The organism is Enterobacter hormaechei subsp. xiangfangensis, from assembly GCF_001729785.1.
GTDB classification, from domain to species: domain Bacteria; phylum Pseudomonadota; class Gammaproteobacteria; order Enterobacterales; family Enterobacteriaceae; genus Enterobacter; species Enterobacter hormaechei_C.
The window spans coordinates 3,539,481-3,553,608 of sequence record NZ_CP017183.1 but is presented as its reverse complement, the minus strand read 5'-3'; the positions used below and the strand labels follow the sequence as shown (position 1 = coordinate 3,553,608).

Below are 14,128 nucleotides of genomic sequence, written 5' to 3'. Positions count from 1 at the left end.
GCCCGGGCGCTGCGCGCGCCCGGGTCATTTCTTGCAGGTGCTATCAGGTAATGATGTGTTGCTGGTTTACAAGCTCGTCGTAGGTGGTCTGAACATTGTCCAGCGTAACGAGTGTAGATTTAGTGTAGGCGGCTCCCGTGCCGTCACGGTCGATGGAGATCACAGTATTGTTACCGCTTTGTGAAACAGAGACATAGTTCCCCAGCGTCGACGCGCTACCGTTCCACCCCACCAGCAGATCGCCAATGTCGATCTTGTCTCCCTGCGTGAGGGAGAAGTTCGTCCAGTGGTCGCCCGTGCTGTTACCTGCGGTGGCGTTACCCGCCGTGTTGTTCAACACCTGATAAATCAACGTGTCGCCGTAGGCCGTACCGCTAATCACATCGTTATGCTCCGAACTGACAAATTTCGGCGCCATGTCAATGGTCAGCGACGCGGTATCTTTAACACCGTTGGCATCGGTCAGGGTGTAGTTAAAGACCTCCTTGCTGGTAATGGTAGAGAGCGAGATACCCGGGTTGAGGGTGTAGGTGTAACTGCCGTCAGCGGCAATCGCCAGCGTCCCGTAGTGGCCCGTGATGTTTGACATCGTGCTGCCGGTGTACGGATCCAGCGTAGTGGTAACGCCGTCGTAGCCGGTAATGCTCACGCGGGTATCAACCGAGTGGAGCTGGTCCATCGCCCCTGCGGAGTCGGTGCCGTCGAAGATATTGCCGTCAACGGTGTGGGTACCCGTCGCGTCGAACTGCGACAGCGAGTAGCTGGTGCCGGTCACGCTTGGGGTGATGGTGATATTTCCTACCCCCAATGGCCCCATTTTGCCCGTATAGCTCAGCGTATAGGTTCCCGCCTCCAGATCGAGACCCGTCAGGTTGATGGTCGCCGTGCCGCCCAGCAGTAACCCACCGTTAAACGAGCCGGTTCTGACGGTGGTTGCGCCGTTGGACAGCGTCCAGTCCACCGTTAACCCGGTAAGCGTCAGCAGCGAGGCGACGTTAAACGACAGAACCACGTTATGCAGCGCGGTATTAGGATCCACCACGAAGGTCCCGCTCCCGCTGCCCTGGGTTGAGGCAAGCAGCGCAGCGTTCCAGCTCGCCGACCCGACCGTCGTATCGGAATAGGCGGCCGTATGGTGAACCGACGTGACGTCCATCGCGGTGCTGACATCGTTTACCGCATCCATTGGGCGCGCGGTTGGGGTGATGTTCAACGATGCCGTGTCTTTCGAGCCGTCAGGCGCGGTGATGGTGTAAACGAAGGTATCCGGCGTGCTGATATGGTCCGCGCCGACCCCGCTGTTCAGGGTGTAGGTGTACTCTCCGGCCGCGTTGATCCGCAGCGTACCGTACTCGCCGGTGATCTCCGTCAGACCGCTGCTGTTCACCGCCACGCCGTTAACGTCGGAGACTACGGTACCCGCTGGCGCAATATCATCCGCCAGCACATCGCCGGTGGTGCTCTCGCTCACGCTTGCCACGCTGTAGACATGATCCTGCAAGACGTTCAGCGTGTAGGCCGTCAGCGCGGTGATCCCCGCCGCCGTATTGAGCAGGAACAGGTACTCACCGGCGGGCAGATTCAGCGTCAGCTGCGGGGAGGTGCCGCCCAGCAGCGGCGCGCGCAGCCAGCCGGGTTCAACGCGCATCTGCTCGAAGGTCTGCGTCGCATTGTTGAACTTATAGATGTAAAGGTCGAACACCGAGGCCAGCGCGACGCCGCCCACGGACGCCTGAACGGTCATGGTGCGGGTGGTGCCTTCTTCCACGTTATAGATGATCGGGTTGGCCAGATCGTCCAGCAGGTTCAGCCCCAGCGTATTGCCAAGGTTGATCCCCACCAGGGTAAAGCCGCCCTGCGACGAGGTGCCGTTGTTGATCGCCTCCACGGTGGTATCGAAGGTCAGCGAGGCGGTATCGTCCACGGCCACGATACCGCTGCTGCTGGTGCCTTCGCCCAGCGACAGCACCAGATTTGCCGAGGCGCTGGTGCCGTTGTGGGTGATGGTGTAGGTAAAGTTCTCCGTGCGGCCAATGACGGCGGCGCTGGTGTTGGTCAGGTTATAGGTATAGCTGCCGTCCAGGTTGATGGTCAGCGTGCCGTACTGCCCCTGAATCACTGTGCCGTCAGCCGTAACGCTGGTGGTGGTGCCCTGGGCGTTGGTGACCGCAGTGACGGTGGTGCCCGCCGGGGCGTTGTCGCTGCCTGCGGTTGGATCCACGTCGGTGATGACGTTACCGACAATGTTGGTTTCGCCGGACACGGTGCCTGCGCTGGTCTCTTTCACCGCCACATCGAGGCTGGTGTAAGAGCCGGTTGCCAGCAGGTTAGTGTTGTAGCTCAGGACGCGATACTGACCATCCGCCAGACCGTTCAGGTTCAGCGACACCCCCGTCGCGCCGAGGGTCAGCAGGTCAGCGAACTGCGGCTGTCCGGTATCGACCACGGTGGTCCAGGTGTTGTTGGCGGCGTCAAAGCGCTGTACCACCAGCTCAAGGGTATTGAGCAGGGAAAGAACGGCACCCGTGGCGTTGGCGTTCACGGCAATATCCGCACTGCCGCCGTTGCCGACGGTGAAACCTACCTGCGCGGTGTCGTTGCCGAGCAGCGTCAGCACGTTACCTACGGCGCCCACCAGCAGGAAACCATAGTCGCTGTACTGCGAGTTGGTCACCGTTGCGGTGGTCGTCAGCGCCAGCTCTTCAACGTTGGTGCTGGCAGAGAGCGGCACCACCGGCGCAAGGGCTGAGCCGGGCAGCGAGACGTTCCCTGCCGCATCGGTGGCGGTGATTTGCAGCGTCTGGCCTTCCGTCTGTTTATTGAGGAAGGTGTAGCTCCAGGATCCGTTGCTGTCTGCCGTGGCGGTGACCGTTGAATTGTCCGCCAGACGGATGGTGACGGTGCTGCCCGCTTCGGCGCTACCGGTCAGTACGCTGCCGTCTGCGTTGAAGGTCCCGGTTGGAGCCGTTGGCGCAGTGAGATCGACAATGACGGTGGTCGACGTGGAAATCGGGCTGGTGCCCGAGCCGTTGCTCGCCGTGGCGGTGAAGGCATGTGGCCCTTCGCTCAGCACCGGCGTGGTGAAGCTCCAGTTGCCGCTGGCATTCGCGGTGACCGTGCCCATCAGCACCCCGTTGTTATAGAGGGTGATGGTCGCGTTCGGCTGCGCCGTGCCGCTCAGGGTTGGCGTGGTGTCATCGGTGGTTTTCCCGTTGGTCAGGTTGCCCGTCACCGTGCCGACGTTATCATCGATGTTAGCGATAACCGGCGCGTTCGGGATCGTGGTGATCGGGGCAATCACGGAGGTGGTGATACCCGCGTTACCGGCCTTATCGGTAGCAAAGACAATCAGTGACTCCCCGCCGGTCTGTGGAGGGGTGAGGGTGGCGCTGAAGTTTCCGCTGCCGTCCGCAACGGCTGTGCCAAGCACGGTTCCGGTGCTGCTGGTGATGGTGACGGTACTTCCCGCTTCCGCCGTACCGGTAACCTGCGTCCCGTTGGTGATCACCGCCAGCCCGGTTGGGGCTGCTGGCGGCGTCAGGTCAACGTTGATCGTGATAATCGGCGATGGCGCGCTGGTATTGCCCGCGGCATCGGTGGCGGTGGCGGTGAAGCTATGCGCGCCTTCGATCAGCGTGGTGCTGGTTTGCGGCAGCGTCCAGTTGCCGTTGGCATCGGCGGTAACGGTTCCCACCAGCGTCGTGCCGTCGTAAATACGTACGGTGGCATTGGCTTCCGCCGTGCCGTTTAAGGTCGGACGGGTGTCGTTGGTTGGGTTGGTGCCGGTGACAGGGCCGGTGACGGTTCCCACATCATCCACAATCGAGGTGATTGCCGGTGCGACAGGGGCGGTGGCATCCACATTGATGGTGTAACCCCCGGTCTGCGCGCTGGCGTTGCCCACGGCGTCGGTGGCGGAGAAGGTCAGATTATGCGGCCCGTCAGCCAGCGGGGTGGACGGCGTAAAGCTCCACGCGCCGCCGGTGGCGACCGCGGTGCCAATCTGTACCCCATTGTCGTAGATGGTTACCGTCGCGCCGGCTTCTGCCGTACCGGTGAGCGTTGGTCGTGCATCGTTGGTTAACCCGCCGTTGGCGACAGGCGTCGCAGCATTACCGACGTCGTCGGTGACACTGGTCAGCACCGGTAGCGCTGGCGGCGTGGTGTCAATGATCAGGCTGAAGTCGGCGGACGGCGCGCCGGTGTTACCCGCCTGATCCGTTGCTTCTGCGGTAAAGGTGTGTGACCCGGTGCCCAGCGGCACGGTGATATCGACGGTCCAGTTGCCGTTAGCATCGGCAGTACCGGTGCCCACCAGCGTAGTGCCCTCGTAGATATTCACGGTGGCCAGCGGCTCGCTGGTCCCCACCAGCCGCGGGAGAGGATCGTTCGTGGTCTGGCCGGAGCCAATCGCCCCGGTGATGGTGCCAACATCGTCTATCGCCTGGGTGATAACCGGCGCGGCAGGCACAGTTGTATCCACAACCAGCGTAAAGCCCGGTGAGGCAGGACTGATGTTGCCCGCGGCATCGGTTGCCGTGGCGGTCCAGGTGTGGCTGCCGTTTGCCAGCGTGCCGGTGGTGAAGCTCCATACGCCGTTGGCATCCGCCACGGCGGTGCCCACCTGCTGACCATTCTCATAGATGGTGATGGTCGCGTTGGCTGCCGCGGTGCCGTTCAGCGTTGGCGTGGTGTCGTCTGTGCTTTGTCCCGAGGCGACCGGGCCCAGCACGGGACCGGCATTGTCGGTGGCGGGGGTAAAGACCGGTGCTTCGGGCACCGTCGTATCCACCGTCAGGTTGAACGGTGGCGAGGTGACCCCGGTATTGCCTGCGGCATCGGTGGCGTTAAAGGTAATGGTATGCGGCCCTTCACCCAGCGCGGTGGTCGGCGTGAAGGTCCAGTTACCCTGGGCGTTGACGACCGCCGTGCCGATTTCCACATCATCGACAATAACGTGCACCGTTGCGCCCACTTCCCCCGTACCGTTGAAGGTTGGACGGGTGTCGTTGGTGGAACCGTTGCTGGCGATGATTCCCGTTCCCGGGCTGACATCGTCTATCACCGTGGTGACCACCGGGGCCGCAGGGCCAGTGGTATCCACCGTAAAGGCGAACACTGGCGAGTTGGCGGAGACGTTTCCAACATCATCGCTGGCGTTTACGCGCAGGTTATACGTCCCGTCCGTCAGGACCGGATCCGGCATAAAGGTCCAGTTACCGTTGCCGTCGACCGTAGTGGTACCAATCTCCACGCCGTTATTCAGAACGTGAATAGTGGTGCCCGCCTGGCCGGTGCCGCTCAGGGTTGGCGTGGTGTCATTTGTCACCTGCCCGGCGGTAAGCGGGCCGGTTACGCCACCCGGGGCGTTGTCGCTGACCGTAACGATCGTCGGCACCTGTGGCGCAGTAAGATCGATTTCGACGCTCCAGGCGTTGGACGGCTGGCTGACGTTGCCCTGCGGATCCGTGGCTCTGACGGTAAAGTCATGCGTCCCTTCGCCGAGGGCGGTTTCAGGAGTAAATGTCCAGGCGCCGGTACCGTCTGCTGCCACGGTACCAATCTGCGTGGTGCCATCAAAAATGGCGACGACGCTGTTCGGCTCAGCGGTACCGGTCAGGGTTGGCGTGGTGTCGTTGGTTGGATCGCCGCTTGGAACAGGCGTTGCCGCATTGCCTGCGTTATCCGTCACGCTGGTAATCACCGGCGTGGTAGAGACGGTGTCGACCACAATGGTGATCCCGGCCGACGGGGTGCTCTCATTGCCTGCCGGATCGGTGGCGGTCACGGTCAGGGTGTGGCTGCCGTCGTCCAGCGCAGGCGGCGTGTAGCTCCAGGTGCCAGTCGGACCGACAATAACGGTGCCCAGCGGGTCGCCGTCATCGTACACCGTAATGGTGTCCCCGGCCGTGCCTGTCCCGGTCAGGGTAGGACGGTTATCGTTGGTGCTCTGCCCGTCGGCGATTGGCCCGGTGATCGGACCTACGTCATCGGTCACCGCACCGATGGCTGGCGCTGTCGGGGCGGTAAGGTCGACGGTGACGGTCGCGACAGGCGACTGCCCGCTGGTCGCGCCGGTGGTGGTGTTTGTAGCGGTCACGGCGAAGGTGTGTGGCCCTTCCGTCAGCGGCAACAGCGGCGTGTAGCTCCAGTTGCCGTTGGTATCCGCAACGACAGTGGTCACCGGAAGCAGCGATCCATCCTGATAAATGGCGATCACGCTGCCCGGATCGGCGGTGCCGGTAAGGGTAGGCGTGGTGTCATTGGTGGTTTTATCTTTCACGTCGCCCGTGACGGGATCGACGTCATCGTTGATCGCCGTAATCACCGGCACCGCAGGCAGCTCGAGCGGAGAGTCCGGCACGTCAAAGGTGGTTGACGGGCTGGCATTGCCTGCGGGGTCCGTGGCGATCAGCGTCAGCGTCGCGGCATCCAACTGGGCCGGGGAGAGGGCAATGGAGAAGGAGCCTCCCGTCGCGACCCCGGTCCCGATGATATTGCCGTTGGCGTCACGAACCGTCACCGTGGTTCCGTCATCCGCCGTCCCGGTCAGCGGGGTGCCCTCCGCGGCAATGGTCATATTCGTTGGCGTTGCAGGCGGCAGGGTATCCACCGTCACGCTGAGATCGCCGGAGCTGGCGGAGGTATTCCCCGCCGCGTCACTCGCGACCACTGAGAAGGTATGCGGCCCCTCGGTGAGCGCAGGGTCGGCGGTCCAGGACCATGTCCCGTTCGGCTGAACCTCCACGACCACCGGCGAGGCGACACCATCAACGGAGACGGTGACGCTCGAACCCGGCTCGCCAATCCCGGTGAGGGTTGGCGTACCGTCGCGGGTGTAAAGCACGCTGTTGGTCAGCTGGCTGTCAGAGACGGCGTCAATTTGCGGCACGGTTGGCGCCTGCGTATCAACCTCCACCGTAAAGACCGGACTTACCGGGCTAACGTTACCGGCATCGTCCACCGCGGCGACGGTGATATTCAGCGGGCCGTCGGTTTGTGTCGGCAGGGTATAGGACCATTCATTATTGACGACCTCTACGCGCGCGACTTCCACGCCGTTGTTGTAGATGATCACCGTCTCGCCGGTGGTGCCGGTTCCGCCGATGCCTGGCGTAGTGTCGTTGGTAGACTCGCCATTCTGCACGCCACCAATGGCACTGATAACCGGAGTATCCGGGGCGAGGGTATCGACCGTTATCGTGATACCGGCTGATGGCACAGATTCATTCCCGGCTTCATCGGTGGCGGTCGCCGTGTATTCGTGCGTCCCTTCGCCAATGTTGCTCTCAGGACGCCAGCTCCAGTTACCGTTACCGTCCACCGTAACGCTGCCCACGGCCTGCGGCTCGCCTGTACCCACCTGGTCATAGATGGTAATGACGTCATTCGGCGTACCGGTGCCACTCAGGACCGGACGCGGATCGTTGGTGGATTCGCCATCCAGCACGGGTCCGGTGATCTGGCTTACGCTGTCTGTCACCGTTGGGGTTCCCGGTTGGGCAGGCGCGTCAGTATCAATGGTAATGGTCACCGGCGTGGACGGCGCGCTTTCGTTCCCGGCGCTGTCCTGGTTAGTGACCGTCAGGGAGAGATCGTAGGTGCCGTCAGGGAGCGGATCATCCGGCGTCCAGCTCCAGTTACCGTCGCCATCGATCTCGGCTTCACCAATTTTAGTAGCGCCATCGTAAATGTTCACGATATCCCCCGGCGTGCCCGAGCCGCTCAGGGTTGGCGTGGTATCCCGGGTGGTCTCCCCTGGATTCAGGGCCGTCCCCGGCGTGCCGCCGTCCGGGTTGACGGTGATCTCAGGAATATCCGGCGTTGCAGGCGCGGTCGTGTCGATCGCCAGTTCAAACGGCGGCGAAATGGTGGTGTTACCCGCCTCATCCGTTGCGTGGACCGTCAGCGAGTGCGGGCCGTCCGTCAGCGGCGTGGTTGGCGTAAAGCTCCAGCCGCCGCTGCCGTCGAGCACCGCCGTGCCGAGCAGGGTGGTTCCGTCATAGATCGTGATGGTGGTGCCGTCCGGTGCGGTTCCCTGCAACTGCGGCAGCGTGTCGTCGGTGGTGTCCCCGCTGTTAAGCGGAAGCTGCACGGGCCCCACGTTATCGGAGACGGTGTCAATGGTGGCCGCTGGTGGCGGGGTGGTATCGACGGTAAGGGTAAAGCCGGCTGATGGTGCGCTGGCGTTACCGGCCGCATCGCTCGCGACGACGGTGAACGTATGCTGCCCGTTCACTAATGGGGTAGCAGGTGTGAATGTCCATGCGCCACCGCTGTTAACAACGGCAGTACCAATATCCTGTCCGTCCAGGCGGATCGTCACGGTGGAGCCCGGCTCACCGGTACCGTTCAGCGTCGGGAGCGTGTCGTTGGTAGTTTCATTGGTGTCGAGCGCACCCGTGCGGCCCGGTACGTCATCAATGACCTGCGTAATGGCCGGCGCGCCCGGCGCGGCGGTATCCACCGTGATGCTCCAGGTGTTCGATGTCCCGCTGAGGTTATTATTGGCGTCAACCGCCGTCGCCGTCAGCACGTGCCCGCCGTCCGGTAGCGCGGTTTCCAGCGTGATGGACCACTGACCGTTCGCCGAAACCAGCGCGGTGCCAAGCACGGTAGTACCGCTGTAGAGGGTGATGGTGGTGCCAGGCTCGCCCGTTCCGTTGATGGTTGGCGTGTTGTCGTTGGTGAGACCGTTCTGGCTGACAGGACCGGTGACGCCTGGGGCATCATCCACCACGCCCGTGATGACCGGGGTTTGTGCCGCGGTGATGTCCGGCGCGTCAAACGGCGCGGTCGGGCCGGTGTTTCCGGCGGTATCGGTGGCATCGGCGGTCAGGGCTTCGCCGTTGGCTTTCGGCGGGATCAGTTCAACGCTGAAATTCCCCTGATCGTCGGCGACCGTTTCCCCGACCTTCACGCCATTTTCACGGATGGTGGCGGTGCTGCCCGGCTCGGCTGTACCGGTTACGGTGGTGCCGTCGGCAGAGATCACCACGTTTTCCGGCGCCAGCGGTGGGGTGCTGTCTGGCGCGTCGGCAAAGCCAGACGGGCTGGTGTTACCGCTGCCGTCGGTGGCCGTCACTTCAAGGGCTTCGCCGTTGGTCTGGGCTGGCGAAATCGGGATGGTGAAGGTGCCGTCCGGGCCGGCGGTGGCCTGGCCGATGATCGTACCGTCCGGCGCTTTAATGATAATCGTGCTGTTTGGCTCGGCGGTTCCGCTGACGCTGGCCCCGTCTTCCGCCACCACCAGGTTGCCCGGTGCGGCAGGTGGGGTGATATCCGCTGCGTTGACCAGCGCCGGTGAGCTCTGGTTGCCTGCGGCATCGGAGGCGACCACGGAGATAATCTCGCCGTTGGTCTGCGCAGGGTTCAGGTTGACGACATAGTTGCCGTTGCTGTCGGCAGTGGCGGTCCCGATTTGCAGCCCGGCATTGTTGGTGATGACGATTTTACTGCCCGGCTCGGCGGTACCGGTGATCTGGGTGCCTGCGGAGTTGAGCGTCGCAACCGGCATGTCTGGCGGCGTAAGATCGACGGTAAAGTTGATCGGCTGAGACAGACCGCTCTGGTTGCCTGCCGCATCGGTTTCCCGCAGGGTAATCGAGTGTGCGCCTTCTGCCAGTGGACTCGTCGGCGTGATGCTCCAGGTGCCGTTCGGCAGAACGGTGGTGGTGCCGATAACAACGCCGTTATCGTAAACCGTGATCGTGCTGCCCGGTTCGCCTCTGCCCGTCAGACGTGGCTCTGAGGCATCGGTAAACTGCCCGGCACCGATCGCTCCTTTCAGTACGCCCGTGTCGTCGTTAATGATAAACCCGGAAGGCGTTTGCGGCGCGGTGACATCTACCGTGACGGTAAAGACCGGCGAGGCCGGGCCAGTGTTACCGGCGACGTCGGTGGCGCGCACGGTAAGCTGGTGGCTGCCTTCGCTCAGGTTCACCGACGGCGTAAAGCTCCAGCTTCCGTTACTGCCCACAACGGCTGTGCCAATGGCAATGCCGTTATCATAGATGGTGACCGTCGAGCCCGCTTCCGCCGTGCCGGTGAGCTGTGGCCGTGGGTCGTTGGTGCTGCTTCCACTCCCGAGTGTGCCGGTGCCAGGCGCAACATCATCGGTGATGCTGACGATAGCTGGCGCGCCAGGCGCGACGGTATCGACCACGAAGCTTACCGCCGTGGACGCCGGGCTAGTATTGCCTGCGGCATCGGTCGCGGTGGTGGTAATGGCGTGGTTGCCTTCAGACAGGTTGGTCGACGGGGTAAAGCTCCATTTCCCTGTGGCATCGGCTGTTGCGGTGCCAATCGGTTTCCCGTTGTCATAGAAGGTAATGACGGTGCCGGCTTCACTGATGCCGCTGAAGGTCGGGCGGGCATCGTCCGTGCGTTGTCCGTTGCTCAGCGGGCCTGTTTCGGCGCCTACGTTATCATTGACGGTGACAATCTCCGGTGCATCCGGCGCGGTTAAATCCGGTGCCGTGACCTGAACGCCCGGGCTGGTATTGCCGGACGGATCGGTGGCGGTTGCGGTGATCTGTTCCCCGTTGGTGAGCGGCGTACCCAGATCAATCGTAAATTTCCCGTCGCTACCCGCTTTGCCCGTTCCGATGGTGTTGCCATCGGTATCTTTCAGGGTAACGGTGCTGCCCGGCTCAGCGGTACCGGTGACGGTTTTGCCGTCAGGGGAGACCTCCAGATTGGCCGGGGCATCCGGTGCGGTGAGATCCGGTGCCGTGACCTGACCGCCCTGGCTGGTATTGCCGGATGGATCGGTGGCGGTGGCGGTGATCTGTTCCCCGTTGGTGAGTGGCGTACCGAGATCAATCGTAAATTTTCCGTCGCTGCCCGCCTTGCCCGTTCCGATGGTGTTGCCATCGGCATCTTTCAGGGTAATCGTGCTGCCCGGCTCAGCGGTACCGGTGACGGTTTTGCCGTCAGGTGAGACCTGTAGATTGGTGGGGGCATCCGGAGGCGTGGTATCTGGCTCGGAAGGATTTCCCGGATTGCCGGGATTCGGGCTGTTGTTATCGTCATCTCCGCCACCTCCACCGCCAGTTCCCGCCGCAATAGCAATCCCACCTGCGGCGGCCAGGCCACCCAGCACCCAGGGCCACGCAGCGGCGCCGCCGGCATCACTCCCTGACGCCGCCAGTAATGCATCGGTGGAGGCGATGGATTCATAGGTTGCGGCACCGGTTGGATCTTCAATCCACCACAGCGCACCGTCGCTCTCCTCAAGCACCAGCTGGCTCACGCCCTGCGCGTCGGTGACGTAGAAATTCTTGAGGGTAATCACTTCGCCCGAGTTGAGGGTAATCACCAGATCGTTTCCGCTGCGGGAGTAACCTGAGATGTCGGCGCGATCCACGTTAAGTTTAACGATTGAGGAGTGATCGAGTGTTATCTGTGTCCCTTCCGTGGTCGTTTCCACGCCAGTTAATTTAGATATAACAGATATTTGGCTCATACAATTATTACTCCAGCTGAGTGATTGGTTACGGCGTGTAAAACAAAGCCATCGTTTCTGAAGAGACGAACGCGCTCCCGGCGAAAATACTGTTTAATAAACAGGATTTACCGTTACTTTCTTTAGCGCGACCGATGCCCGCCAGGATTAAAAGTGGCAACCTCAGGGCAAAGCTAATTATTTACACAGGAAATAGTTGTTTATTTATATGTTTGCGATTTATAAGCCTTATTATTTGTGCAGGTATTGATTTATTGCGTTATGAAAATGATATAGCTATAAATGTCTGAATATGCAAATTAAGTGTTCGTAAACCCAGCACGGCTATTGCAGGGGCGATTAATTGATAGCGTTAATATATTTCGTTAGCTATGAGGGCGCGTGGGCAAAGGGTTTTGGCGTTAAAGGTGAAACCCTTAAAACGGTGCTGGTGGGGCGATAATAATAATTAAAATGTGCGGTAAATATTTAATTTTGGTTAGGTTTAATTTCTGCTTAATAGTAATTTAAGTTAGGGTGAAATATCTGGTGTATGATATATTTTAAATTCTCTCATTTATAAAATATATTTTTACGTGCGGGTTAATTTCTGCTACTCCAAAAATAACGTGATTTCTTCTCATGTTTAATAAATAAAAGGCCGCAAGCGTGGCCTTTCAGAGGCAATCGGTATTAGCCTAAAGAAATTAAGCCGATTTCCACGAGGGCGGCTAATGTCAAAAGAATAAAGAGGATAACAACTATTGGTCTGTACATTTTTAAGGTTCCATCCTTGTGTGAAGTCCTGCCCATCGTGTCCGTTGTCATTTTCCATGGTAATGACGTGCTGTCGTTGATGCTCATCAAAGGGACGCAGCAGATTGAGGAAAATCTGCATTCAGGGTTGGAACCATTCAACGCTGTGTGGGTTGCGTGGCGGGGAGCTGTCGCCACTGGCGGATGTGCTCGATCAGGGCTCTGAGCTTGGGGGCCATATTGTGGCGCTGGGGAAAATAGAGATAAAAACCAGGAAAAGATGGAAGAAACGCATCCAGTAAGGAAACCAGCTGTCCTGATTCAATGTACGGTGTGAAGGTGTCCTCGGTGGCAAAGGTTATGCCACCGCCGGCCAGCGCGAGGCTGAGCATAAGACGCAGATCGTTAGTGGTTATTTGTGGTTCAATTGCCACATCGAAAGGGACGCCTGCTTCCTCAAACTCCCAGCGATAGGGGGCAACGTCCGGGGAAGGGCGCCAGCCGATACACCGATGAGCGACCAGCTCACGGGGATGCGCCGGTGCGCTGTGTGTCGCCAGATAGGAAGGTGAAGCCACCACCCGTTCACGCTGCTGGCCCGTAAGGGGAATCGCGATCATGTCTTTTTCGATAACTTCGCCCAGTCTCACCCCAGCGTCATAGCCCGCTGCCACGATATCGAATTCCTCATCTGACACGAAGACATCAAGCGATACCGCAGGATGCGCTGCCGCAAACGAGGCGAGCAGTGGGCCAGAAAGAAACGCTTCCGCTATTGAGGTGACAGCGATCCTGAGCTGTCCGCGCGGCATGCTGTCCGAGGTGACATCGTCAAAGGCCGCCTCAATGTTGGCGATGGGCCCCAGCAACGATTTATGCAACCGTTCACCCGCTTCGGTGAGCCTTACCGAGCGCGTGGTGCGCATCACCAGCAGGGTCTGAAACCCATCTTCGAGACGTCTTATCCCCTGGCTGACAGCGGAACGGGTGATGCCCAGCCGCCCGGCGGCCGCGCTGAAGCTGCGCTCCTCGGCGACCGCCAGAAAAAGCGGTAACAAATTAAGATCAATTTTCATTGTTTAACATCGCTAACCAGTGAGTCCAGTAAAGGCAGGATACAAGAAACAATGTTGAGACTCTATGATTGCTTTGAACTCAACTGAAGGAGCAAAACATGAACAAAGTGATCTTAATTACCGGTGCCTCCAGCGGTATTGGAGAAGGTATTGCCAGAGAGCTGGGAAAGGCAGGCGCAAAAGTTTTCCTGGGGGCACGCAGGCTGGAGCGCATCCACGCCCTGGCTGATGAAATCCGCAGCGCAGGAGGAGAGGCAGAGGCTCAGGTATTAGACGTTACCAGCCGCCAGTCTATGGCCGCCTTCGTTGAGGCAGCACGGGAAAAGTGGGGCCGCATTGACGTTCTTATTAACAATGCGGGCATTATGCCTCTGTCTCCGCTTTCGGCTGGCAAGCAGGATGAGTGGGAACGCACCATTGACGTGAATATTAAGGGGGTACTGTGGGGAATTGGCGCGGTTCTGCCGATTATGGAAGCCCAGAACTCGGGGCAGATCATTAATATTGGCTCGATCGGTGCCTTGTCCGTCGTGCCCACGGCCGCAGTTTATTGTGCGACCAAATTTGCGGTCCGGGCCATTTCCGATGGTTTGCGTCAGGAAAGTTCAAACATCCGCGTGACCTGCGTCAACCCCGGAGTGGTGGAAAGCGAACTGGCCTCGACCATTACGCACGAAGAAACCATGGCGGTGATGGATGCGTACCGGGCTATTGCTCTCAAACCAGCTGATATCGCTCGCGCCGTGCGCCACATCATCGAGGCGCCTGAGAGTGTCGATACCACCGAAATCACCATCAGACCTACGGCCTCCGCAAACTAACGTAGCGGGTCAGGCATCAGCCTGACCCG

The 14,128-nt window shown here is 60.3% G+C and carries 3 protein-coding genes; 1 reads left to right on the top strand and 2 read right to left on the bottom strand.

Translation table 11 applies throughout. The annotated features are described in order from the left end of the window. Window positions 1-43: 43 nt before the first annotated feature. Window positions 44-11,467: a BapA/Bap/LapF family large adhesin gene (locus BFV63_RS16905; protein WP_048241978.1), complete on the bottom strand. Its 11,424-nt coding sequence runs from the start codon at window positions 11,465-11,467 to the stop codon at window positions 44-46. 893 nt (window positions 11,468-12,360) lie between these two features. Next, window positions 12,361-13,278: a LysR family transcriptional regulator gene (locus BFV63_RS16900; RefSeq protein ID WP_023323641.1), complete on the bottom strand. Its 918-nt coding sequence runs from the start codon at window positions 13,276-13,278 to the stop codon at window positions 12,361-12,363. Between the two features lie 98 nt (window positions 13,279-13,376). On the opposite strand from BFV63_RS16900, the gene BFV63_RS16895 reads away from it, so the two are divergent. After that, on the top strand, window positions 13,377-14,099 hold the full coding sequence (locus BFV63_RS16895) for an SDR family oxidoreductase (RefSeq protein WP_003862234.1): 723 nt from the start codon (window positions 13,377-13,379) through the stop codon (window positions 14,097-14,099). Window positions 14,100-14,128 lie beyond the last annotated feature (29 nt).